Source organism: Aliirhizobium sp. YIM B11859 (assembly GCF_057163345.1).
The window spans coordinates 672,743-697,094 of sequence record NZ_JBXHAY010000001.1 but is presented as its reverse complement, the minus strand read 5'-3'; the positions used below and the strand labels follow the sequence as shown (position 1 = coordinate 697,094).

Here is a 24,352-nt window from a genome sequence, read left to right as displayed (position 1 = left end):
CTCACTCCGCTGCCTGAACCTGTTGCGCCGGTGTCGGCGACCCGGCATCCCTGCCCTTTTCCGCATCGGCCGCCGCCTGGCGTGCCCGGCGGAGATTGAAGCCGTGCTGGATCGTGCCGACAATGCCCTTCGGCAGGAACAGCGTCACGGCCACGAACAGGCCACCCAGCGCAAACAGCCAGAATTCAGGGAAGGCGCCGGTGAAGAAGCTCTTGCCGGCATTGACCAGCAGTGCCCCGATGATCGGCCCGATCAGCGTGCCGCGGCCGCCGACTGCCGTCCAGACAACAACTTCGATCGAGTTGGCCGGCGCGAATTCGCCCGGATTGATGATGCCCACCTGCGGCACGAACAAGGCGCCGGCAATACCGGCAAACATGGCCGATACAACGAAGGTGAAGAGCTTGATGTTCTCCACCCGAAAACCGAGGAAGCGCACCCGGCTTTCCGCATCGCGCACCCCGACCAGGACCTTGCCGAACTTGGAGCGGACGATCGCCGATGCAAGGATCAGGCAAAGCGACAGCATGATCGCCGACAGCGCAAACAGCACGGCGCGGGTTCCATCGGCCTGGACCTGGAAGCCGAGAATGTCCTTGAAGTCAGTGAGCCCGTTATTGCCCCCAAACCCCATGTCGTTGCGGAAGAAGGCGAGCAGCAGCGCATAGGTCATCGCCTGGGTGATGATCGACAGGTAGACGCCGTTCACCCTCGAGCGAAACGCGAACCAGCCGAAGATGAAGGCGAGCAGGCCCGGCACGATCAGCACCATCGCCATGGCAAAGACGAACCAGTCGAACCCGTACCAGAACCAGGGCAGTTCCTTGTAGTTCAAAAACACCATGAAGTCCGGCAGGACCGGATTGCCATAAACGCCGCGCGGACCGATCTGGCGCATCAGATACATGCCCATCGCATAACCGCCGAGCGCGAAGAAGGCGCCGTGGCCGAGCGAAAGGATGCCGCAATACCCCCAGACGAGATCAAGTGCCAAGGCCAGCAGTGCGTAGCACAGATACTTGCCCATCAGCGCCATGATGTAGGTAGGAATATGAAAGGCGCTATCCGGCGAGGTCAGCAGGTTGAGTGCCGGCACCAGGATCGCAACGCCGAGCAGAATGGCAACGGCAGCGACGATCTTGCCTTCGAGGGCACGGAAGATAAAGCCGGAAATCATGCTTCCACCGCCCTTCCCTTGAGCGCGAAGAGGCCGCGCGGACGTTTCTGGATGAAGAGGATGATGAGAACCAGAACCAGGATCTTGCCCAGCACCGCGCCGACCACCGGTTCGAGGAACTTGTTGAGCACCCCGAGCGACAGCGCCGCGATCAGCGTGCCCCACAGATTGCCGACACCGCCGAACACCACGACCATGAATGAGTCGATGATGTAGCTCTGACCGAGGTTCGGCGAGACATTGTCGATCTGGGACAGCGCCACGCCGGCGATCCCGGCAATGCCCGACCCGAGCGCAAAGGTGAGCGCATCGACCCAGGGGGTACGGATGCCCATCGAAGATGCCATGCGTCGGTTCTGGGTGACGGCCCGCATGTTGAGGCCGTAAGCCGTCTTTTTCATCACGAACAGCAGCGCGAAGAAGATGGCGAGCGAGAACACGATGATCCACATGCGGTTATAGGTGATCGTCATGCCGCCGAGCGGAAACGAACCGGACATCCAGGAGGGATTTCCGACTTCGCGGTTGGTCGGGCCGAAGATCGAGCGGATCGTCTGCTGCAGGATCAGCGACACGCCCCAGGTGGCCAGCAGGGTTTCCAGCGGCCGGCCGTAGAGGAAGCGGATCACAGCCCGTTCGATGACGAAACCGACGGCACCGGTCACCAGAAATGCAACCGGCAGAGCGATCGCCAGCGACCAGTCGAACAGTTGTGGCGCATTGTTGCGGATGACTTCCTGCACCATGAAGGTCGAATAGGCGCCGAGCATGACCATTTCGCCATGCGCCATGTTGATGATGCCCATCACCCCGAAGGTGATCGCAAGACCAATCGCGGCAAGCAGCAGTACCGAGCCGAGCGACAGGCCGTACCAGACATTCTGCACCATGTCCCACAGCTGCTGTTCGCTCTGGATACCGGCAATCGCCGCATCGAGATCGCCCTTCAGGCTCGGATCGATAGACCCGGATACGGCACCGAGAATACCGAGCGCATCACGCCCGCCGATCTTCTTGATCGTCACGATGGCAGCCCGTTTTTCATCGACCGGGCGATCGGAGGAGAGGATCGAGACGGCGCGCGCCTCTTCCATCCGTCCCTTGACCTCGCCATCGGTCTCCTTGGCAAGTGCCGCCTCGACCAGTTCCAGATTTTCCGCACTCGGCGAGGCGACGATGGAACTTGCCGCCTGCAGCCGCACGCCCTTGTCTGGGCTCATCAGCGTCAGGCCGCCCATCGCCGAGCGGATGACGCGGCGCAGATTGTTGTTGATCTTGATCTTGGTGACGGCACTTTTCGCCACCTGTCCGGCCGAAGCGCCGGTCACCGGATCGACGAGTTCATAACCGGATCCGGCGGACTTGCCGATAAAGACGATATTGTCCGCCTTGCGGAAATAGAGATCACCGTCGGAAAACGCCTGCAACCCGGGTACGACCCGCGTATCACCGGTCGAACCGATCTGCCCGATCAGCGTCTCGGCCTCGGAAAAATCCGCCTTGGCCAGCGCGTCGAACTTCGGACGAGGATCGCCTCCCTGCGCGAAGGATGACGTCGCGCCGGAAAGGATCAGGAAAATCAGGATGAAAAAACGGATAAGCATGCTTTTGTCCCCCGGATGACTGAGCGTCGAGGATGCATCTGCCCCTCATCCGCCTGCCGGCACTTTCTCCCCGTCATGACGGGGAGAAGGACACGAGCCGCTACGCCTCGGTCCCTTCCCAATGTCGAGCGGGGCAAGTCCCCTCGCCCCGCCTGCGGGGAGAGGGTTAGGGTGAAGGTCAAACCTCACCACCTTGGTGAGGGGATTAAGTCCTCACCAACAAAGCGGCACTTGTCAGCTACCCTTGCCGCCGCACTTGCCGGTTGCGACGTTGAAGTTGCCGCAGGACATCGGCTTGCGCCAATCGGAGATCAGGTTCTTCGAATCCGGCAGGTAGTCCGACCATTCGTCGCCGACGACCGGAGCGGTTTCCTGCACGATGTCGAACTGGCCGTCGGCCTGGATTTCACCGATCAGCACCGGCTTGGTGATGTGGTGGTTCGGCATGACGGTTGCGGTACCGCCCGACAGATTCGGAACCGAAACGCCGATGATCGTGTCGAGAACGGCATCCGTATCGGTCGTACCGGCGGCCTCGACGGCCTTTACCCAGGCGTTGAAGCCGATATAGGCGGCTTCCATCGGGTCGTTGGTCACGCGCTTGTCGTTCTTGGTATAGGCCTTCCATTCCTTGATGAAGTCGGCATTGACCTCTGCATCGACGGACTGGAAATAGTTCCAGGCGGCGAGATGGCCGACCAGCGGCTTGGTATCGAGGCCGGCGAGTTCTTCTTCACCGACGGAGAAGGCAACGACCGGAATGTCTTCGGCCTTGATGCCCTGGTTGCCGAGTTCCTTGTAAAACGGCACGTTGGCGTCGCCGTTGATGGTGGAGACGACGGCGGTCTTCTTGCCGGCGGAGCCGAAGGCCTTGATCTTGGAGACTTCCGTCTGCCAGTCGGAGAAACCGAACGGCGTGTAGTTGACGACGATGTCGCTTTCGGCGACGCCCTTCGACATCAGATAGGCCTTGAGGATCTTGTTGGTCGTCTGCGGATAGACGTAGTCGGTGCCTTCGAGCACGAAGCGCTTCACGCCTTCGGTGTTCATCAGGTAGTCGACCGCCGGGATCGCCTGCTGGTTCGGAGCGGCACCGGTATAGAAGATGTTGCGGGAAGACTCTTCGCCTTCATACTGGACCGGGTAGAACAGGATCGAGTTCAGCTCTTCGAAGACCGGCAGGACCGACTTGCGCGACGACGAGGTCCAGCAACCGAAGACGGCGGCAACCTTGTCCTTGGAAATCAGCTCGCGCGCCTTTTCGGCAAACAGCGGCCAGTCGGACGCCGGATCGACGACGACCGCTTCGAGCTTCTTGCCCAGAAGGCCGCCCTTCTTGTTCTGCTCGTCGATGAGCATCAGCATGACGTCTTTCAACGTCGTTTCCGAGATCGCCATCGTGCCGGAGAGCGAATGCAGGACGCCGACCTTGATCGTGTCGTCTGCTGCGAATGCGCCGTGGAAGGCGGTCGCGGACATGGCGGCAGCAAGCAGCGCGCCACCGAGTTTCGACTTGAACTTCATGGTATCAAACCCCCTCTTATTGGTCTGTTTGCGCAACGGAGACCTTAACCGTTGCTTAAGGGGACTATCCGGCGCCATCACCCAAAACCACATACGCAAAATGACGTAGGCGATGGGTGTAAAGATGCACATGCGGGCGCGGCCATCGCACATTCCTCCCCTCGGGCACATGCCGGCAACCGCCATATTTCGTCATATGCCGGTTGCTGAGCATATGCTAAGATATGGCTGTCGAGGGGGTGGAGGGCACAATGTCTCGATTGGCGATGGGAGCGCTTCTGGCGCCGCTGCTTTTTGCATGCGGAAATGCCGGAGCAGAACCGCTGGTCTGCGCCGATATCGCACTGGTGTTGGCGATCGACGGCTCCGGCAGCGTGACAAACGAGGAATACCAGTTTCAGAAATCGGCGATTGCCGCGGCCTTTCGCGACGATAGCATTCGCCTGGCGCTCAAGGAGGCCGGCACGGTGATGCTGTCTGCCGTCTTCTGGGGCGACGGTGAGTTCCCGACGCAAAATCTCGACTGGTTCGTGCTGCGCGACGGATATGGTGCTGACGGCTTCGCCGATGTCGTGGACGCTGCCGAGCGGCGCGTCTTTGGCGACACCGATATCGGCAGCGGCCTATGGGTGGCGCTCGACATGCTCTCTGACCCGCAGATCTGCACGCGCCGGGCGATCATCAACCTCTCGGGCGACGGACGCGAGACCACGGCGCCCAAACGGCGTCAGCGGGCGACATTGCTCCAGGCAAGGCAAAGGGCGATCGGGATGGGGGTGACGATCAATGCACTCGCCATCACCAGCGACGATGGGTCACTTGCCGCCTATTATGCCCATGACGTGGTGCGCGGAACCGGCGGCTTCACCATGGAAGTGGCGAATGAGGCCGATTTTGCCGTGGCGATCCGCAGCAAGCTCCAGCGCGAACTCTCGCCAAGATATGTCGCGAGCCTCGCAGCGGTCGACACAAACCGCCGTTAAGGCAGACCATGCCAACAGCGCCAACACGGCCAGCAGGGCCAGCCTATCCGCACCCAACCGGTCGCCATAGGAAACGCACGCTTTACAAACATACCGACCATACGGTATGTTTGCTTATGACCCAGGCCCATGAACGCAAGAAACAGCCCGAGATCGTCCGCCGCGCCCTGCTCGATTGCGCCGCGAAGATTTCGCTAGACCAGGGCCTGCCGGCCGTGACGCTGCAGGCGGTGGCGGATGCCGCCCATGTCACCAAGGGCGGTTTGCTGCACCACTTTCCCAGCAAGCGGGCACTGATAGAGGGCGTTTTTGAGGATCTTCTGGCCCGTCTCGACGCCGAGATCGATGATCTGATCGACCGGGATGAAGAGCCGCATGGACGTTTCACCCGCGCCTATATCCGCGCTTTTGCAGGCAGCGGAACAGGTGGCGGCGAAGACCCCTGGAATGCCCTACCCCTCTCCTCGTTCACCGACCCGAAGATGAAGGCCATCTGGTCAAGCTGGTATGCAGGGCGCCTCGCTCGTCATGCCGATACCGACACCGGCGCCAATCTCGCCATTGCCCGCTATGCCGCCGACGGCATCTGGCTTGCCGGCCTTCTCGACTATTGCGGCGGCGAAGTGACCGATGGCGAGACGCTGCTGGATAATTTGATCGCACTGACCCGAAAGGACACCAAGTGAATCCCGCCTTCGTAACCTATGGATCGCTGTTCATCGCCATCGCACTCGAAGTCTGCGGCACCACGCTTCTGCAGCAGAGCCAGCAGTTCAGCAGGCTTCTGCCGACCCTCGGCATGGCTTTGTGTTATGGGGCGGCCTTCTATTTCCTCTCGATCGTCCTGCGCACCATGCCGGTCGGCATTGCTTATGCGATCTGGAGCGGACTGGGTGTCGTGCTGATTTCCGCAGTTGGCGTGATCGTTTTCCGCCAGACGCTCGATATCGCCGCCATTGCCGGCCTTGGCCTGATCATCGCAGGCGTTGCGATCGTCAACCTGTTCTCCGGCAGCGTTTCGCACTGAGATCACCTCAATCTAGTTGCAAAAGCCCGCAGCAGCATCGACAGTGCCTTATTGACGATCATTTTTCCTCGGGGATCAAAAATAAGGCATGGCAGCGCGACAGCGGATCATCCCGATCCGGCGGGATTATAACCGCTGGGTGGCGAACCAGACACTGGAAGACTACGCGCTGCGCTTCACCGCCAAGAGCGCACGGCGTTTTTCATCGAGCCGCATTTCGCAGACGGCGATCGGCGCCATCTCCTTTCTCGCACTGGAGGCGATCGGCGGCGCGATCACGCTGTCCTACGGCACGACCAACGCCTTCTTCGCCATCATCGCCGCCGCCATTGCCATGCTGCTCGTCGGCCTGCCGATCAGCCGTTACGCCATTCGCCACGGCGTCGACATCGACCTGCTGACCCGCGGCGCCTCCTTCGGTTATATCGGTTCGACCATCACCTCGCTGATTTATGCGAGCTTCACCTTCATGCTCTTTGCCATCGAGGCATCGATCATGACCGGGGCGTTGCAGCTCGCCTTCGGCATACCGCTGTGGATCGGCTACATGATCAGCGCGGTCGTGGTGATCCCGCTGGTCATCTATGGCGTGCAGCTGATCTCGCGCTTCCAGCTTCTGACCCAGCCGTTCTGGATCGTCCTCAACGTCCTGCCCTTCATCTTCATCGCCTTCCTCGACTGGCACAAATTCGACCTCTGGCGGGCCTTTGCCGGCGTCGGCCATTCGAACGCTCAAGTGGGCGGTGCCGCCCCCTTCAATCTGGTCGAATTCGGCGCCGCCTCCGCCGTCATCCTGGCGCTGATGCCGCAGATCGGCGAGCAGGTCGATTTTCTGCGCTTCCTGCCGCCGGAAGGCCTGCGCAAATGGCGTCACAGGCTTGCGGTCTTCCTCGCCGGTCCCGGCTGGGTCGTGGTCGGCGTGCCGAAACTGCTGGCCGGCTCATTCCTCGCCGTGCTGACGCTGTCGACCGGCGTACCGGTCAAGGAGGCGGCCGATCCGGCCCATATGTATCTCGCCGCCTTCGGCTACATGATCCCCAACGACCGGGCGGCCCTTCTGCTGATGGCCGCCTTCGTCGTTGTCTCGCAGCTGAAGATCAACGTGATGAACGCCTATGCGGGCTCGCTCGCATGGTCGAACTTCTTCTCGCGCCTCACCCACAGCCATCCCGGCCGCGTCGTCTGGCTGGTCTTCAACGTGGTGATCGCGCTCCTCTTGATGGAACTCGGCATCTACCGCCTGCTGGAGGAGACGCTCGGCATCTTCTCGATCGTCGCGATGAGTTGGCTCTGCACCATCTCGGCCGATCTCCTGATCAACAAGCCGCTTGGCCTCTCTCCCCCCGGCATCGAATTCAAGCGAGCCCATCTCTACGACGTCAATCCGGTGGGCCTGGGCGCCATGGTCGGAGCGACGGTAATCGCTCTCGCCGCCCATTTCGGCCTGTTCGGCCATTTGATGGCCTCGCTTGCAACCTATGTCACACTAACCGCTTTCGTGATTTCTCCGGTCATCGCGCTTGCGACCCGCGGCCGTTATTATCTCGCCCGCAAACCCCGCAAGAGCTGGAAGAACCTCGGTTCGATTACCTGCTCGATCTGCGAACATCCGTTCGAACATGAGGACATGGCCTGGTGTCCGGCCTATGCGGCACCGATCTGCTCGCTCTGCTGTTCGCTGGACAGCCGCTGCCACGACATGTGCAAACCCAATGCCCGCCTCAATACGCAGGTTGGCACCGTGGCGCGATCTTTCCTGCCGGAACACATCATTACCCGGTTGACGAGCCGGCTCGGCCGATATGCGATGACCGCCGTCCTGTCGATTTCGACGATCGGCGCCATACTGTCGCTGATCGCCTACCAGGCGGGAGAGGCTGCCCCCGCCAATGCGGAGGTGATCTACGGTACGATCCTGATAGTGTTTTTCGTCTTTGCCATCATCACCGGGATCTTCTCCTGGTTCTACGTCCTTGCCCATGACAGCCGCGTCGTCGCTGAGGAGGAATCCTCCCGCCAGAACACCCTGCTCCTCAAGGAAATCTCTGCGCACCAGAAGACAGATGCCGCCCTGCAACAGGCCAAGGAGACAGCAGAGGCCGCCAACCGTGCCAAGAGCCGTTACGTCGTCGGCCTGTCCCACGAATTGCGCACGCCGCTCAACGCCGTGCTCGGTTACGCCCAGATCCTCGAACGCGACGACACCATACCCGCCCCGCGCCAGTCGGCGATCAAGGTCATCAAGCGCTCCGCCGACCACCTCTCCGGCCTCATCGACGGACTGCTCGACATCTCCAAAATCGAGGCCGGCCGACTGCAGGTCTATTCCAACGAAATCAATGTGCAGGATTTCCTCGACCAGATCGTCGAGATGTTTTCCCTGCAGGCGCAGGCAAAGGGTCTGGAATTCGAGCATGTCCGCTCGTCGCTTTTGCCCCGATATGTCCGCACCGACGAAAAACGGCTGCGCCAGATCCTCGTCAATCTGCTGTCGAATGCCATCAAGTTCACCGATGAAGGCAAGGTGCGCTTCGAGATCGCCTATCGCAGCCAGGTCGCCACCTTCACGATTTCAGACACCGGCCGGGGGATCGCCGAAAAGGATCTCGGCCGCATTTACGAACCGTTCCAGCGCGGCGAGGCCGACAGCGTCAAGCCGATGCCGGGTCTCGGACTCGGCCTCACCATCACCCAGCTTCTCACCAACACGTTGGGCGGCGAGATCGCGGTCAAAAGTACAAAGGACGAAGGCTCCACCTTCCGGGTACGGCTGATGCTGTCGGCCATCGAGCGGCCGAACACGACACCCGCCGCCGAGCGCAAGATCGTCTCCTATACCGGCCCGCGCCGCACGGTGGTTGTCGTCGACGACAATCAGGACCATAGGGAACTGATGCGCGAGGTGCTGGCGCCGATGGATTTCGTCGTCCTCACCGCCGATGGCGGTCCGCAATGCCTGACCCTGATCGAGGGCGTCAAGCCGGACATCTTCCTGATCGACATCCTGATGCCCGGCATGAGCGGCTGGCAGCTCGTCAGCCGTTTGCGCGAAGAAGCACAGACCGCTCCGATCATCATGCTCTCCGCCAATATCGGCGATGGCGCAACGACCGAGATGGCCGGCGAAGGCCATGACGATTCCCTGTCGAAGCCCGTCAATCTGCGCCGCCTGGGCGACAAGCTTGCCTCACATCTCGGCCTTGCCTGGATCTATGAGGACGAGGCTCCGCCACCGCTGCTGCCGGCGACGAAACAACCGCTCAAAAGTCCGGGGACGGGCCATCTGCAGGACTTGCTGCGGCTGGGCGAGATCGGTTACGTGCGAGGCATAGAAGCCAAGCTTGCCGATCTTGCCGCCGACGAGGTTCACCGCCCCTTCGCCGACGAGCTTGGTCATTATCTCAAGGCCTTCGACATGGCCGGCTACATGAAGTTCCTCGAACGGCTGGACAAGGAGGAGACGAGCGATGGCTGAAACTGCAACGCCCCGCGATATCGTCCTTCTCGTCGATGACAGCCCCGAAGCCCTGGGTTTCCTCACCGAGGCCCTCGAGCAATCCGGCTTTTCGGTACTGATCGCCACTTCCGGCCAGGCAGCGCTCAATATCGTCGACAAGATCACCCCCGACCTCATTCTGCTTGATGCCGTCATGCCCGGTATCGACGGGTTCGAAACCTGCCGCCGGCTGAAGACCAATGCCGGTGTCGCACAGGTGCCGGTCATCTTCATGACTGGCCTGACCGAGACCGAACATGTCGTCCACGCGCTCGGATCCGGCGGCGTCGACTATCTGACGAAACCGATCAATATCGACGAATTGCGCGCCCGCATCCGGGTCCACCTTGCCAATGCACGCTCTGCCCAGAGCGCGCGTGTGGCGCTCGATGCCGCCGGCCGTCATCTGCTGGCCGTCCGTGCAGATGGAGGCATTCAGTGGTCGACACCGCAGGCGACACGTTTGATCAACGCGGCGACCAACAGGGACGATGGGCTGGAATTGGTCACTGCGCGTGTCGCAGCCTGGATGACCGAACGCGACCGCCCGGGGTTCTCGCGCGACGTTGCCTTTTCACTCGCAGGAGATGACGAAAGAGGCCTGCAGCTTTCCTATCTCGGTGGTATCGGTGCAGACGAATTCCTGTTCCGCCTGACTGCCAGCAACCGTCGCCCCGATGCCGAGGTTCTTCGCCAGCATTTCCCGCTGACGGTGAGGGAATCGGAAGTTCTGTTATGGATCGCCAAGGGAAAGGCGAACCGGGACATCGGCGAAATTCTGGGCCTCTCGGCCCGCACCGTGAACAAGCATCTCGAACAGATCTATGTGAAGCTTGGCGTCGAAAACCGCGCCTCCGCAGCTGTTCGCGCCGCACATGTCCTGCACGGCGACAACTGACGTCAGAGTACACTTGTCGCTGACGTCACACCCTCGACCATCTCCCGAGAGACGCAAGTTGAGCAGCGGAAAAATGCGCGCAAGAATTACATTCGCCATTTAGAATATACTGATGCTGCGGTGCAATCTAACATATGTTGCGAGCATGCGGCGAAGCAGGTAGGGGTCAGTGCATCCGAAGGTTTGCATTGATGAAATCCGACATGAACAGCCCGTCCCTCGTATCACTCCTCAGCCTGGTCAAGACGTTGAAGCGCGACGATGAAAAGCCCGGCTTTTCTCCGGCCGAAAAGGCTGCCCGCGTCTCCGCCCTGCTCAACCGGCTGACCAACTACCCGACGCCATCGATTGCCGCTCAGGCGGCGCCGATGACCCTGAGTGCCGAAGAAAGATAACGGGCAGCCAGATCGTTGCCTTGGCGCTCGGCCAGTTCCAGCGCCGACCGGCAATAGCCGGAAAGCGGATCCGTTTCGACGGATCGAGCAGCCTCGGAAACCTCCATGATCGTTCCATTATAGATGAAGGGTATGCCTCCCGCATCCTTCAGACAGCGTCCGACGGACACCACGTCGACCGACCCTCGCCGACGGTGATCGATACTGTATTGTTCCTGGTATAATAGGCCGCTGATGATCGTCCGATGGATAGAGGCCGCGACGCGCGCCCGGTCGTCGACGGAAATTCTTTCGATCAGCGACAGGATGGGAATACCGGCGGCCATGTCGGCCGCCTCGACATCGAAGAGATCGGCCAGCGCGGCATCGCCATAGAACCTGTCGGTCGCAAGGTCCCAGCTGAAAAATGCCATACCACATGACAGAAATGCGGCACCGAGTTCAATATTCAGCGGGAACATGCGAATCCTTCTCATAAAAATTCTCAGCTCTTTATTTTAGAACATTATAAATGAGTAAATTAGTGTTTCTAACCTGTTATCTTTTGGGGCATCAGCCACGCGATGCGAGGCAAGACGACAGAGCTGATTGGCAAAGCCGAATGACCGATCCCCGAAAAATCGATCACTGAACACCAGTGCGAACGGTGTCACCACGAGCCAGCCTGCCCCGGAAACGAAAGAAGCCCGGCAATGCCGGGCTTCCTCGTCAGATTGTCGAGACAGAAGGGCTTAGCTGCCCTGCTGGAAGTAGCTGTACTTGCCGTCCGGACCCTTCTTCCATTCGTACATGACGTAGCCCGGAAGCTTCGGGTCGCCCTTTTCGTCGAATGCGAGATCGCCGAGAACGGTCTTGAACGAGCCGGAATGCATTGCCTTGGCAACAGCTTCGGCGTCGTCGGACTTGCCGGCAGTCTTGATGGCTTCAGCAATGACCTGAACGGCAGCGTAGGAATAGAGCGTGTAGGCTTCCGGGTTGAAACCGGCAGCCTTGAACTTGGCAACAAGGTCCTTGTTGGCCGGGATCAGCGTCGGGTCGGGACCGAAGGTGTTGAGCGTGCCTTCGACGGCATCGCCGGCGATCGAGGCAAGTTCGTTGGAGACGATACCGTCACCCGAAACGAGCTTTGCCTTGAGGCCTGCGTCCTTTGCCTGACGGATGATCAGGCCGGCTTCTGTGTGGAGACCACCCCAGTAGATGACCGAGACGCCGGCTTCCTTCATCTTGGAGATGAGGGCGGAGAAATCCTTGTCGCCGACGTTTACGCCTTCGCGGATAACCTGCTTCTTGCCGGCTGCGTTGTAGGCCTTCATCGTTTCTTCAGCGAGACCCTGACCATAAGGCGTCTTGTCGTCGATGATGGCGATCTTGGCGTCGGCGAACTTCTCGGCGAGATACTTGCCGGCTACGCCGCCCTGCTGGTCGTCACGGCCGCAGGTGCGGAACGTGTTCCACAGGCCGCGCTCGGTGAAGACCGGGTTGGTTGCGGCAGGCGTGACTTCCAGAATGCCGTTTTCGGCATAAACTTCCGAAGCCGGAATGGACACGCCCGAGTTGAAGTGGCCGACCACGTACTTGACGCCGTCCGCGACGAACTTGTTGGCGACCGAGACGCCCTGCTTGGCGTCGGATACGTCATCGCCGAGTGCGATCGAGAGCTTTTCGCCATTGATGCCGCCTGCGGCATTGATGTCGGCGATAGCCTGTTCTGCACCCTTCTGCAGCTGTGCGCCGAAAGCAGCGTTCGGGCCCGTCAGCGGACCGCCAACGCCGATAACGATATCAGCCCAGGCAGTGCCGCCGAAGGCGACCATGGCCGACAGCGCAACAGCAGAAAGAAGAGACTTCTTCATGGATTAACTCCCAGTTCTTAGGTGAGTGCATTTTGAGGGATCCAGCGCAATACCCACCATCACTGCGCCGGAAAAAGGTTCCACCTTCTGGTGTATTCTTGGATGACCCAACCCCAATCTGAGGTCAGAAAACTCCGACTGTCAATCTTTCTTCTTCCAGGAAAATTTCGACGTCGGTTCGTATAGCCAGTAGTAACTCTGGACCATCTGGCGTGTGCGGCGAAGCTTGAATCCGGCCACCGAAAATATCGACAGCAAAACGAGATCAAGCACATAGTAGAAGGCGTTGATGAACGGCCCCTGAAACAGCGCATAGTGCAAGAATTGCATGCCGACAGCCAGAAGCACCGTGTAGATCACGACATCGCGATAGCCGTTCCACCCTTCGGCCACCGCCTTGCCGGACCGCCACGCAGTCCAGAAGCCAAGCAGCACGACGAGGCCGCGCAGAAAATAGCGAACGCCGGTATCGCTTTCGAAAAACAGACCCTGCATGTCAGTGTCCCCCGCTCGCCTTGGTGATGGTATTCGCGCTCAATGCCGGCCTCCTTCGAGATAGGCCGCCCGCACTTCCGGATTGGCGAGCAGCTCCTTGCCGGAACCGCTCATCGTCACCTTGCCATTGACCATCACATAGGCACGGTCAGAGAGCTTGAGAGCCGCGAATGCGTTCTGCTCGACGAGGAACACGGTCAGGCCCTCTTCCTTGTTGAGTTTCTTGATCGCCTCGAAAATGCCCTTGACGATCAGCGGAGCCAGGCCGAGCGAAGGCTCGTCCAGCAACAGCAGCTTCGGCCGCGACATCAGCGCACGGCCAATCGACAGCATCTGCTGTTCACCGCCCGACAACGTGCCGCCGCGCTGGCTCTGACGCTCCTTCAGACGCGGGAACATCGCAAACACCTTCTCGACGTCCTCCTTGAAATATTTGAGATTGTCGAGATTGGCGCCCATCTGCAGGTTTTCCAGCACCGTCATGCGCGGAAAGATCCGGCGACCTTCGGGGGACTGGGCAATCCGCTTGCGGGCGATCAGATGCGTCGGCACCTTGGTGATATCCTCACCGTCGAAGATGATCTGGCCGCTGCGCGCCTGCGGGCTGCCGCAGATCGTCATCATCAACGTCGACTTGCCGGCACCATTGGCGCCGATCAGGCTGACGATCTCGCCGCGATTTACCTCGACATCGACGCCCGACAGCGCCCGGATATTGCCGTAATAGGTTTCGACAGCCTGGACTTTCAGAAGGGGTTCACCGGCCATCAGACGGTCCCCCCATCGAGCTGTTCCTCGATTTCTTCAACTTCATCATCCTCGACGCCGAGATAGGCTGCAATCACCTTCGGGTCGTTCTTCACGTGATCGGGTGTGCCGTCTGAAATCTTCTGGCCGTATTCCAGAACGACGACATGGTCGGAAATCTCCATCACGACAGACATGTCGTGCTCGATCAGGAGCAGCGATGTGCCTTCGTCGCGAATGCCGCGCAACAATGCGTTCAGCGTCAGCGATTCCTTCGGGTTGAGGCCGGCGGCCGGTTCATCGAGGCAGAGCAGTTCCGGCCCGGTGCACATCGCACGTGCGATTTCCAGCCGCCGTTGTGCGCCATAGGAAAGATCGCCGGCCGGGTCGTCGGCGCGATCGATCAGATCGGCCTTTTCCAGCCAGTAGCGCGCCTTCTCCATCGCATCCTTGGCCGCCGCCCGGTAGGCCGGCAGGCCAAGAAGGCCGAGTATGGTGTAACCGGAAGCCTTCATCAGCACGTTGTGCTGGGCGACGAGCAGGTTTTCCAGAACCGTCAGGCCGGAAAACAGCCGGATGTTCTGGAAGGTGCGCGCCACCTTGGCTTTCTTGGTGATGTCGAAGTCCCGAAGCCGCTCGAGGAGATGTTCCTCGCCGTTCTTCCGGTGCATCGTGATCATCCCCATCGTCGGCTTGTAGAAGCCGGTGATGCAGTTGAAGACGGTCGTCTTGCCGGCACCATTCGGGCCGATCAGCGCGGTGATTTCGCCGCGCCTGGCTTCGAACGAGAAGTCGTTGATGGCCATCAGGCCGCCGAACTTCATTGACAGGTGCTCGACCTTGAGGATCGTGTCTTTGCTCATTGAATTCGTTCCAGTCGCCATCAGCCGTGGCCTTCCTTCGTAAAGCTGCCGGAGACAGCCTTGCGTTCCTTGAGGAAGGCGGTCGGCTCTCGGCTGCCGACGAAACCGCGCGGCTTGAACAGCATGACGATGATCATCGCCAGGCCGAACAGCAGCATGCGATAAAGTTCAGGCGTGAAGTCCGGACCGAAGATCAGCTTGAGGAATTCCATCTCGCGCAGCAACTCGGTGCCGCCGACCATCAGCACGGCGGCAATCGCGATGCCGGTCAGCGACCCCATGCCGCCGAGAACGACGATCGCAAGGATGACTGCCGATTCCAGGAAGACGAAGCTTTCCGGCGACACGAAACCCTGGCGGGCAGCGAAGAACGAGCCGGCGAAACCGCCGAACATCGCGCCTGTTGCAAAGGCGGTGAGCTTGGTCATCACCGTATTGATACCCAGCGACCGGCAGGCGATCTCGTCTTCGCGCAGAGCTTCCCAGGCACGCCCGATCGGCATCCGGCGCAGCCGGATCGTCACATAGGCCGTCAACATGCACAGTGCCAGGATGACGTAGAACAGGAAGATCTTGTAATAGACCGACGACGACGGCAGGCCCCAGGCCTTGTTGAAATTGTTGGCGGCGCCGACATCGAACGACCAGATGCCGAAAAACGACGCCTTGGCGATGCCCGAGATACCGAACGTGCCGCGGGTGACATCCGTCCAGTTGATCAGCACAAGCCGGATGATTTCACCAAATGCCAGCGTGACGATCGCCAGATAGTCTCCTCGGAGCCTGAGAACGGGGAAACCGAGAATGATGCCCCAGAACGCCGCAAGAATGCCGGCAAGCGGTAGCAGAGCCCAGAAGGAAAGACCGAAATTCGCCGACAGCAGCGCATAGGAATAGGCGCCGACCGCATAGAAGGCGACATAACCGAGATCGAGCAGTCCGGCGAGACCGACGACGATATTCAGCCCCCAGGCGAGCATCACGTAGATGAGGATCTGGATGCCGAAATTGTCGACATATTTCAGCGAACCCTGACGGCCGACGATCATCATCGCCAGGAACGGATAGCACAGCAGGAAGATCAGCGCGATCTTCAGGAAGTGCTTGTGGAAGAAGCTCTTCTCGCTGGAAATTTCCAGGATGCCGGTCTTCGACTTGGCGAGCTTTCGGTTGTCGAGATGCGGCTTGATGAAGCCGACGGTGACGAAACGACCGATGGCAGCGACTGCCACGAACACCGCAAGCAGGCCCCAGCGTGTACGCCAGGTCAGCTGGTTGTCGATATTCTGGTAGGTCTCGATGCCGACGAACAGGATGAACATGCCGAAGGCGACGACGCCTGCGAAAATGCCTTCCTTGACGGCCTTGGCCATCAGCCCGCCGGATGTGTTTTCAACTGTGGTCGACATGTCAGACCTTCTCTACTTCGGGACGGCCGAGGATGCCGGTCGGCTTGAAGATCAGAACGAAGGCCAGAATGCCGAATGTCGCGACATCCTTGTAGGCGATCGAGAAATAGGCCGACCAGAGGCTTTCGATCAGGCCGATCAGAAGCCCGCCGAGAACCGCACCAGGAAGCGAGCCGATACCGCCGAGAACGGCCGCGGTGAATGCCTTGACGCCCGGAATGAAGCCGTCGGTAAACGAGGCGACACCGTAATACATCAGATACATGCCACCGGCGACAGCCGCGAGTGCAGCGCCCATGATGAAGGTGATCGAGATCGTCCGGTCGACATCGACGCCGAGCAGAGCCGCCATCTTGCGGTCCTGTTCGGTGGCGCGTTGCGCCCGCCCGAGCGGCGTCTTGTTGACGATATACCAGAAGGCTGCCAGCAGCACGGCGGTGATCACGACGATCAGGATCTGCTTCAGCGAAACGGTGATGTCACCAAGATGATAGGTATCGCTGACCAGCTGCGGGATCGGCTTGTTACGCGGCCCCTGCGTCACCTGGATGAAGTTGGACAGCGCGATCGACATGCCGATGGCGGTGATCAGCGGCGCCAGCCGGAAGGACCCGCGCAGCGGGCGATAGGCCACGCGCTCGATCGTCCAGTTCCAAAGGCTGGTCATCAGCATCCCGACGAGCAGCATAACCAGCAGCAGCAGTGCCACCGGTATGCTTGCAAAGAAGGACGTGACGATCAGAAAGACGATGAGGGCGGCAAAGCCTCCGAGCATGAAGATATCGCCATGGGCGAAGTTGATCATGCCGATGATGCCGTAGACCATCGTATAGCCAATTGCGACCAGGCCATAGATGGAACCGAGAGTCAGCCCGTTGATGAGCTGCTGGATAAAATATTCCATATAGTTTCCCCTGAATGCGATCCTTGGCGGCCGCACCATTCTTTCAAAGACCTTATGAGATCTTCAATTTTTTTGATTCCTATCCGTTTCCCTCGAAATGTGAAGTGCAAAATAAAGAGGCAGAACAATTTTCACGGGCTTTTGCGCCGGATGGCGCAAATACGCTCATGAATGCCAGAAATGCGGCATTCTCCTGCCAAAAATTGAGCGTCGGAAGTGTGTAAATACGACACTTTCAACGCATACTTTTCTATAGAGTTTACAACTATCAAGAGCGCATCCGCGAGCCGTTGGAATCGAATAGCGGCTGCGGCTGAAGGCGCGCCGGCAGCATCTCGCCGAGGATTTCGATCGCCCATCCATCGGCCCTGTCGGCGATCTCTTTCGGCACATACCCCATCGCCACCGACACGCCGGATGCATGCGCATAACCGCCGGACGTCACCCATCCCCTCACCTCGCCGTCAAGCGAGATCGGCTCGTCGCCGATGACGTCGGCATCCGTCGCATCGACCAGAAGCGTGACCAGCCTCAGCTCACCGCCGGAAGCCTTTTCATCCAGCGCCGCCTGCTTGCCGATGAAATCCGCGGATTTATCATAGGCGACAAACCGCCCAAGCCCGGCCTCCTTCGGCCCGTAGAGCGGTCGGTATTCCCGCGACCAGCTACCGAAGGATTTTTCCACGCGCAGCGCATTCAGCGCCCTCAGGCCAAACAGCGAAATGCCGAATTCCTTGCCTGCTTCCATGATCGAGTCGAATAGATAGCGCTGGTATTCCGGCTTCATCCAGAGCTCAAAGCCAAGATCACCGGTATAGCTGACCCGCCCGAGGATGACCGGCGCCATGCCGAGATCGATCTCGCGCACCGACATGAACGGAAAGGCCGCGTCCGACAGGTCGAGATGAGTGAGTTTCTGCAGCACCGCGCGCGCATTCGGCCCGGCCACCGACAGGCCGAGCAGCCCGAGATTGAGGGCATCGATCTCCACCGAACCGTCTTCCGGCAGATGGCTCTCGAACCAACGCATGTGATAGTCCTCGGCAATGCCGGATCCGATCAGCAGGAACTCCTCATCTTCCATCGCCGCCAGCGTGAAATCGCCGATCAGCTTGCCAGCGGCGTTCAGCATCGGCGTCAGCGCCATCCGGCCGACATCCGGCACCTTGCCGGCCAGAATGCCATCCAGCCAGTTGCGGGCCCCCTCGCCGGCGATCAGGTACTTTGCGAAACCCGAGGTCTCCATCATGCCGACGCTGTTGCGCACTGCCTTGGTCTCGCTGCCCACATGCTCGAAATCGGTCGAACGGCGCCATGAAAACGCATCTTCCACACCTTCCGGCGCAAACCACAGCGGCGTCTCCAGTCCGTAGGACGCGCCGAACACGGCCCCGGCGGATTTGAGCTTGTCGTAGATCGGCGTCGTCAAAAGCGGACGTGCGCCCGGCAGTTCCTCGTTCGGATAACGGATCGAGAAACGGCGGGAGTAATTTTCTCGCACCTTGGCATTGGTATAACCGAGCGTCGCATAGTCGCCGTAGCGGCAGACATCCATGGCAAACACGTCAAAGCCCGGATCACCGTTGATGATCCACTGCGCCAGCGCCAGGCCGACGCCACCCCCTTGCGAAAAGCCCGCCATGACCGCGCAGGCAGACCAGAAATTCGTCATGCCGCGAACCGGCCCCACCAGCGGATTGCCGTCCGGCGAGAAGGTGAAGGGGCCGTTGACGATCGTCTTGATCCCGGCATTGTTGAAGGCCGGGAAATGCCGGAAGCCCACTTCCAGCTCGCCGGAAATCCGCTCGATATCCTCGGCCAGCAGCTCGTGGCCGAAGGTCCACGGGGTCTCGATCGGCGACCACGGGCGGCAGTCCTTTTCATAGGTGCCCATCAGCATGCCGTTGCGTTCCTGGCGGATATAGATCTCGCCGTCGAAATCGACGCAATGCATAAGTTCGCGACCGCTCGTCTTGTTGAAGTCGATCACCTCCGGCATGTCCTCGGTGATCAGATACATGTGCTCCATGGCAAGCACCGGCAGTTCCAGCCCGACCATGCGGCCGACCTCGCGCGCCCAGAGCCCCGCCGCATTGACCACATGCTCGGCGCGGATCTCGCCCTTGTCGGTGATGACCCGCCACATGCCGTCCGGCAGCTGGATCAGTTCCTCGACCTTGGTATGCAGATAGATATCGGCACCGTTCTTCTTGGCCGATTTCGCATAGGCATGCGTCGTGCCATAGGGATCGAGATGGCCCTCATGCGGGTCGAATACGGCACCGACGAATTCCTTCGGGTCGAGCAGCGGCATCATCGCATGCGCTTCCTCGACGGAAACCAGCCGCGCCTCGCCATTCGCATATTTACCCTTGGCAAGCAGCGACTTGAACCAGTCGAACCGCTCGTTGGTTGCCGCCAGCATCAGCCCGGACGTCATGTGCAGGCCGATATCCTGGCCGGAATATTCCTCGATCTCCTTGTAGAGCTCGACCGTATATTTCTGCAGCTTGGCGACATTCGGATCGCCGTTGATCGTGTGCATGCCGCCCGCCGCATGCCAGGTGGAGCCGGAGGTAAGCTCGGAGCGCTCGACCAGAACCACATCGGTCCAGCCGAACTTCGTCAGGTGGTAGAGGATGGAACATCCGACGACACCGCCGCCGATCACGACAACCCGAGCATGGCTCTTCATGCAAATTCTCCGATGGGAAAAGCGAAAGATGCAGCGAGCCTAGAGCGTCTTAACCGCAGCCAATAGGCTGTTCTGCGAAGCGGGATTTGTCGTTTCCGACATAGTCAGTGTTCGGTTCGCGCCATTTCTGCCGGAGGCGTGAAACTTATTTTGCGGCGCTTACGTATAGACCTTCATGAGCGCCAACGAACGAGGGGCAGCACCATGACGAACATATTGAGTTTCGACGAACTGGTTGGCAATGTCTTAACCGAGGCGCGCAGCTTCACGCCGAGAAATACGATCGAATTCGGCGTCATACACGGCTTTTGCCGTGATTTTGCCGAGGACAAGGCCCCCGGCTATATCGACCTGCTGAGCCGCGTGGAAGGCCTGCAGGCGCTTGTACCGGCGCTCGAGCGTCGGCCGGACCTTGTCATGCCGGCGACGCCGGAAAAGTCTCTGTGGTATTTCGTGCGGGAAGGTTATTGATCCTCAGCCCTCGGAAAACGAAGCCGTCAGGGCAAACTCGCGGCCCATTTCCATCATCTCTTCGAACAGCGACCCGCAAAAGGATCGCGGCACGATGATTTCGAACCTGTCAGTGCCGGTTCGCGCCAGATTGACGGCCACATGGCAGCACAGCATGCTGGCGGAAGCACCGGTCGCAAACACGTTCGGATGCAGGTCCACTGCCAGGCATTTGGCGAGGATTTTCCGGACGCTCGGGCCGGATATGTCAAGCAGCGCGCGACCATCGCTCTGGTCGACAACGGAGGCTCCGGCGATCTCGGTGAGCATATTTTCAACCGCAATCGCTCCCGATCTTGTCGATACGACAAGCCATTCACCCGGCGCGCAATCTCGAACCTGACTATCTTCGATGGAACCGAGAGCATTTCGGACGGAACCCTCGTCCCCCTTGTGGGCCATGACCGAAAAAATCGCCGGGCGACGAGAGACGGACAGGTGATTGGGATTGGCCTTGCCACCAAGACCCGAAAGATGATCTTCCAGAACATGCCGATGAAAAAGTGTGAGCGACATGGCGGCTTACCCTTGGAGCTTGCGATTATCGGGATCGATGAAGACCGGCGGGCAAACTTCCGCCAGCACCTCTTTTCCGCGCAATCCGTCCCACACGACGATCTTTTCGCCGTAACGTTCGCGGCCGGATTTTAGCATCGCAAGGCCGATGCAATGTTTCAGCACCGGCGAATAGCAGACCGATGACACCCATCCCTGGTCGTTTGCCATGGACGGGCTTGCGCCCTCCTTCAGCAGATGCGCACCGGCACTGAATTCCTTGTCGGCCTCGATCGGCTTCAGACCGACAAGCTGCGCCCGGTCGGCTGCAGTGAGGCCGAACCGGCCCGACAGACGCTTGCCGATGAAATCCGGCTTCTGCAGGCCCATCATCTTGCCATAACCGAGATCATCCGGTGTCGTGCGGCCATCGATCTCGCTATGGGTGACAAAACCTTTTTCGATGCGCAACACGTTGAGTGCCTCGACGCCGTAGGCGCAGATCCCTTCGCCCTTGCCCGTTTCCATGATCGCATCCGCCACCGCCTCGCCGTAACCCGCAGGCACGGCAAGCTCATAGGCCAGTTCCCCTGAAAACGAGATGCGGAAGAGGCGCGCCTTCAGGCCGCCGCGCAACGTCACGGTCCTTGCCGCCAGATAGGGGAAGGCGGCGTCGGAAATATCATCTTCGACGATCCGGCTCATGATCGCCCGCGCCTTCGGTCCGGCGAGCGACATCTGCGCCCACTGGTCGGAGACGGAAACGAACCGGACATCGAGCTCCGGCCAGAAGGTTTGTGATGCAAACTCCAGATGCGACATGACTTCGCCGGCATAGGCCGTCGTCGTCGTCATCACATAATGATTTTGCGAAAGCCGGCTGGTCGTGCCGTCGTCGAAGATCATCCCGTCCTCGCGCAGCATAAGGCCGTAACGCGCCTTTCCGACCGGCAGCTTGAGAAAACTGTTGGAATAGATGCGGTTGAGAAATTCCGCCGCACCCGACCCGAAAATCTCGATCTTGCCGAGCGTCGAGACATCGCAGAGCCCTGCATTCTGGCGCACGTTGAGGACTTCCCGGTCGACACTGTCGCGCCAGCCCTTTTCACCCTCGCGGGCAAACCAGGCAGAACGGTACCAGAGCCCGGCCTCGACAAAGGTTGCGCCATTCTTTTTCGCCCAGTCGTGCAAGGGCGAGGTCCGGATCGGCGCCGCGTGTTCGCCGCGGCTGGTGCCGGCCAGCGCTCCGAAGGAAACCGGCGTATAGAAGGGCCGGAATGTCGTCGTGCCGATCTCTGCCGGCGAAACACCGCGCATGCCGGCGACGATGCCGATCGTGTTGACATTGCCGAGCTTGCCCTGATCCGTCGCCATGCCCGCGGTCGTATAGCGTTTGGTGTGCTCGATATGGCGGAAACCTTCACGCTGGGCGATTCCGAGATCGCTCACCGCCACGTCATTCTGGAAATCGACAAAGGCCTTGTCCTTCGCACCCGGCACATACCAGAGCGGCGCAAAGGCCGGATCATATTCGCCATCGACCTCGGGAATGTTCATCTCGTAGGCAGCAAGGCCGAGATCGCGGGCGAGCGCCGTCGCCCTGGCAGCACCGTCCTTCAGGCAGGCGGAAACCGTCTCGCATCCGGCGACCGAACCGGCCGCGACAAAGGCGTTGCCGACATCGGGAGCCGTAAAGGCCTGAGCCGCGTCAGACCAGATCGGTTTTGCGCCGCGCTGGCACATCAGATGCACGATCGGCGACCAGCCTCCCGCCATGGCAAGCGCATCGCAACTGATCTGTTCCTGGAAACCGGATCGCTCGGCAATCAGGGTCTCGATCCGCTTGCTGCCCTTCGTGCCGACCACGCCGCCATTGCGGATCACCCTGACACCGTCCGGCACAACATCCCCCGATATCGACCCTTGATCGTTCCGTGCATCGATGATCGCCGTGACATCCACACCGGCAGCCACCAGATCCGCCGCCGTGCGATATCCCGATCCGCCATTGGTGAACACTGCAACCTTGGATCCGACTGCCACGCCGTAACGGTTGGCATAGGTGCGCATGGCGCTCGCGGTCATCACGCCCGGCTTGTCATTGCCGCCGAAAACCAGCGGTCGCTCTTCCGCCCCCGATGCAAGGATGGCGCGCTTGGCGACGATGCGCCACAGCCGTTCCATCGGCACGTCGGGAGATGGCGTCGCGACATGTTTTTGCACCCGTTCGACGGCTCCGAACACCATGTCGTCATACCAACCGAACAGGGTGGTGCGCGGCATCAGCGTCACATTCGAAAGCGAAGCCAGCTCCTCGATCGCACCCTTGAGAAAATCGGCAGCGGATACCCCACCGATCGACACGGTTTCGGAAAGCAGCGAACCACCGAGGCGGAAACCTTCGTCGGCCAGGATAACCCGCGCCCCCGCACGTCCCGCGGCAAGTGCTGCCATCAGGCCGGCAGGACCCGAGCCGATGACCAGCAGATCGCAATGCGCCCAGGCTTTTTCGTAACGGTCGGGATCGGCTTCGAGCGACATCTTGCCGAGACCCGCGGCGCGGCGGATCACCGGCTCGTAGAGCTTTTCCCAGAGCGCGGCCGGCCACATGAAGGTCTTGTAATAGAAACCGGCGCCAAGCATCGGCGAGAGCAGGCTGTTGACGGCACCGAGATCGAAGGAAAGCGACGGCCAGCGGTTCTGGCTGACGGCGGTCAGGCCATTATAAAGCTCGGCGACCGTTGCCCGCACATTCGGCTCTGCGCGAGCACCGGTGCCGATCGTCATCAGCGCATTCGGTTCGGAGGAACCGGCCGTCACCGGACCGCGCGGGCGGTGATACTTGAAGCTGCGGCCCATCAGTATCTGATCGTTCGCCAGCAGCGCCGAGGCGAGCGTATCGCCCTCGAAACCCTTGTAGCTGCGGCCGTCGAAGGTGAAGCTCAGCGGCTGGCCGCGGTTGACGCTTCCCGCATGTCCGAGACGATAGGAAGTCATTCGCCCGCCTCCGTCCGCGCTACCGAAGCATCTCTGACGCCAAACACCTCATGGGTCAGGTTGTCCCGATCGACCACCAGCCAGCGACGGCAGCCGGCGACATGATGCCAATATTCCTGGTAACGCCCCTTCGGATTGTCACGCACATAGACATAGGCCTGCCAGACATCTTCGCCGGCTGTCGCCTCCGGTCGCCTGACTGCGGCGCCACGGACGGAAAATTCTTCCTTGGGTCTCGTCCCGCAATGCGGACAGGTGATCAGGCTTGCCATGCAAATAT

The 24,352-nt window shown here is 60.2% G+C and carries 21 protein-coding genes; 7 read left to right on the top strand and 14 right to left on the bottom strand.

The window, feature by feature from the left end; all coding sequences use genetic code 11:
• Position 1 precedes the first annotated feature (1 nt).
• The 3 genes from urtC to urtA form a co-directional block, all read right to left on the bottom strand.
• Positions 2-1,177 (bottom strand): urea ABC transporter permease subunit UrtC, encoded by a 1,176-nt coding sequence (urtC, locus tag AC2GXZ_RS03180; RefSeq protein ID WP_483757665.1) that lies wholly within the window; start codon positions 1,175-1,177, stop codon positions 2-4.
• Positions 1,174-2,781 carry an urea ABC transporter permease subunit UrtB gene (gene urtB / locus AC2GXZ_RS03175; protein ID WP_483757664.1) on the bottom strand — a complete coding sequence of 536 codons (1,608 nt, stop codon included), beginning with the start codon at positions 2,779-2,781 and terminating at the stop codon, positions 1,174-1,176. Before urtB ends, urtC begins: the two co-directional genes overlap by 4 nt.
• Before the next feature lie 234 nt (positions 2,782-3,015).
• Positions 3,016-4,305 carry an urea ABC transporter substrate-binding protein gene (urtA, locus tag AC2GXZ_RS03170; protein ID WP_483757663.1) on the bottom strand — a complete coding sequence of 430 codons (1,290 nt, stop codon included), beginning with the start codon at positions 4,303-4,305 and terminating at the stop codon, positions 3,016-3,018.
• A gap of 251 nt (positions 4,306-4,556) precedes the next feature.
• Here urtA and AC2GXZ_RS03165 point away from each other — a divergent pair, with 251 nt between their 5' ends.
• The 6 genes from AC2GXZ_RS03165 to AC2GXZ_RS03140 all read left to right on the top strand — a co-directional run bounded on the left by AC2GXZ_RS03165 (position 4,557) and on the right by AC2GXZ_RS03140 (position 11,104).
• Positions 4,557-5,288: a DUF1194 domain-containing protein gene (locus AC2GXZ_RS03165; RefSeq protein ID WP_483757662.1), complete on the top strand. Its 732-nt coding sequence runs from the start codon at positions 4,557-4,559 to the stop codon at positions 5,286-5,288.
• A 116-nt stretch (positions 5,289-5,404) separates the two neighbouring features.
• A complete protein-coding gene (locus tag AC2GXZ_RS03160) occupies positions 5,405-5,974 on the top strand; it encodes a TetR/AcrR family transcriptional regulator (RefSeq protein WP_483757661.1) in 570 nt (189 codons plus the stop codon).
• Positions 5,971-6,315: a DMT family transporter gene (locus AC2GXZ_RS03155; protein WP_483757660.1), complete on the top strand. Its 345-nt coding sequence runs from the start codon at positions 5,971-5,973 to the stop codon at positions 6,313-6,315. Before AC2GXZ_RS03160 ends, AC2GXZ_RS03155 begins: the two co-directional genes overlap by 4 nt.
• 88 nt (positions 6,316-6,403) lie before the next feature.
• A complete protein-coding gene (locus AC2GXZ_RS03150; RefSeq protein ID WP_483757659.1) occupies positions 6,404-9,790 on the top strand; it encodes a hybrid sensor histidine kinase/response regulator in 3,387 nt (1,128 codons plus the stop codon).
• A complete protein-coding gene (locus AC2GXZ_RS03145) occupies positions 9,783-10,709 on the top strand; it encodes a response regulator (protein WP_483757658.1) in 927 nt (308 codons plus the stop codon). Before AC2GXZ_RS03150 ends, AC2GXZ_RS03145 begins: the two co-directional genes overlap by 8 nt.
• Positions 10,710-10,912: 203 nt before the next feature.
• A complete protein-coding gene (locus tag AC2GXZ_RS03140) occupies positions 10,913-11,104 on the top strand; it encodes a hypothetical protein (RefSeq protein WP_483757657.1) in 192 nt (63 codons plus the stop codon).
• On the opposite strand, the gene AC2GXZ_RS03135 is transcribed toward AC2GXZ_RS03140, so the two are convergent.
• The 8 genes from AC2GXZ_RS03135 to AC2GXZ_RS03100 form a co-directional block, all read right to left on the bottom strand.
• Entirely contained in the window at positions 11,065-11,565 is a 501-nt protein-coding gene (locus AC2GXZ_RS03135) for a hypothetical protein (protein ID WP_483757656.1), read from the bottom strand. The genes AC2GXZ_RS03140 and AC2GXZ_RS03135 overlap by 40 nt on opposite strands.
• A gap of 270 nt (positions 11,566-11,835) precedes the next feature.
• Positions 11,836-12,957: a branched-chain amino acid ABC transporter substrate-binding protein gene (locus AC2GXZ_RS03130; RefSeq protein WP_483757655.1), complete on the bottom strand. Its 1,122-nt coding sequence runs from the start codon at positions 12,955-12,957 to the stop codon at positions 11,836-11,838.
• 141 nt (positions 12,958-13,098) lie between these two features.
• A complete protein-coding gene (locus AC2GXZ_RS03125) occupies positions 13,099-13,452 on the bottom strand; it encodes a DUF6867 family protein (RefSeq protein ID WP_483757654.1) in 354 nt (117 codons plus the stop codon).
• A 39-nt stretch (positions 13,453-13,491) separates the two neighbouring features.
• A complete protein-coding gene (locus AC2GXZ_RS03120; RefSeq protein ID WP_483757653.1) occupies positions 13,492-14,220 on the bottom strand; it encodes an ABC transporter ATP-binding protein in 729 nt (242 codons plus the stop codon).
• Positions 14,220-15,083, bottom strand: coding sequence for an ABC transporter ATP-binding protein (locus AC2GXZ_RS03115; RefSeq protein ID WP_483757652.1), 864 nt, complete (start codon positions 15,081-15,083; stop codon positions 14,220-14,222). Before AC2GXZ_RS03115 ends, AC2GXZ_RS03120 begins: the two co-directional genes overlap by 1 nt.
• Positions 15,083-16,471 carry a high-affinity branched-chain amino acid ABC transporter permease LivM gene (gene livM, locus AC2GXZ_RS03110; protein WP_483757651.1) on the bottom strand — a complete coding sequence of 463 codons (1,389 nt, stop codon included), beginning with the start codon at positions 16,469-16,471 and terminating at the stop codon, positions 15,083-15,085. Before livM ends, AC2GXZ_RS03115 begins: the two co-directional genes overlap by 1 nt.
• A 1-nt stretch (position 16,472) precedes the next feature.
• Positions 16,473-17,375 (bottom strand): branched-chain amino acid ABC transporter permease, encoded by a 903-nt coding sequence (locus AC2GXZ_RS03105; protein WP_483757650.1) that lies wholly within the window; start codon positions 17,373-17,375, stop codon positions 16,473-16,475.
• A 268-nt stretch (positions 17,376-17,643) separates the two neighbouring features.
• On the bottom strand, positions 17,644-20,070 hold the full coding sequence (locus tag AC2GXZ_RS03100) for a GcvT family protein (RefSeq protein WP_483757649.1): 2,427 nt from the start codon (positions 20,068-20,070) through the stop codon (positions 17,644-17,646).
• A 204-nt stretch (positions 20,071-20,274) separates the two neighbouring features.
• Here AC2GXZ_RS03100 and AC2GXZ_RS03095 point away from each other — a divergent pair, with 204 nt between their 5' ends.
• Positions 20,275-20,541, top strand: a complete 267-nt coding sequence (locus AC2GXZ_RS03095) for a hypothetical protein (RefSeq protein WP_483757648.1) — start codon at positions 20,275-20,277, stop codon at positions 20,539-20,541.
• 3 nt (positions 20,542-20,544) lie between these two features.
• On the opposite strand, the gene AC2GXZ_RS03090 is transcribed toward AC2GXZ_RS03095, so the two are convergent.
• The 3 genes from AC2GXZ_RS03090 to AC2GXZ_RS03080 are packed head-to-tail and all read right to left on the bottom strand — an operon-like array spanning position 20,545 to position 24,344.
• The gene (locus AC2GXZ_RS03090) at positions 20,545-21,096 is read right to left on the bottom strand and encodes a sarcosine oxidase subunit gamma (RefSeq protein WP_483757647.1); all 552 of its coding nucleotides are present in this window, start codon (positions 21,094-21,096) and stop codon (positions 20,545-20,547) included.
• A gap of 6 nt (positions 21,097-21,102) precedes the next feature.
• On the bottom strand, positions 21,103-24,072 hold the full coding sequence (locus tag AC2GXZ_RS03085) for a sarcosine oxidase subunit alpha family protein (protein WP_483757646.1): 2,970 nt from the start codon (positions 24,070-24,072) through the stop codon (positions 21,103-21,105).
• Positions 24,069-24,344, bottom strand: coding sequence for a sarcosine oxidase subunit delta (locus AC2GXZ_RS03080; protein WP_483757645.1), 276 nt, complete (start codon positions 24,342-24,344; stop codon positions 24,069-24,071). The genes AC2GXZ_RS03085 and AC2GXZ_RS03080 overlap by 4 nt, the downstream gene beginning before the upstream one ends.
• Positions 24,345-24,352 lie beyond the last annotated feature (8 nt).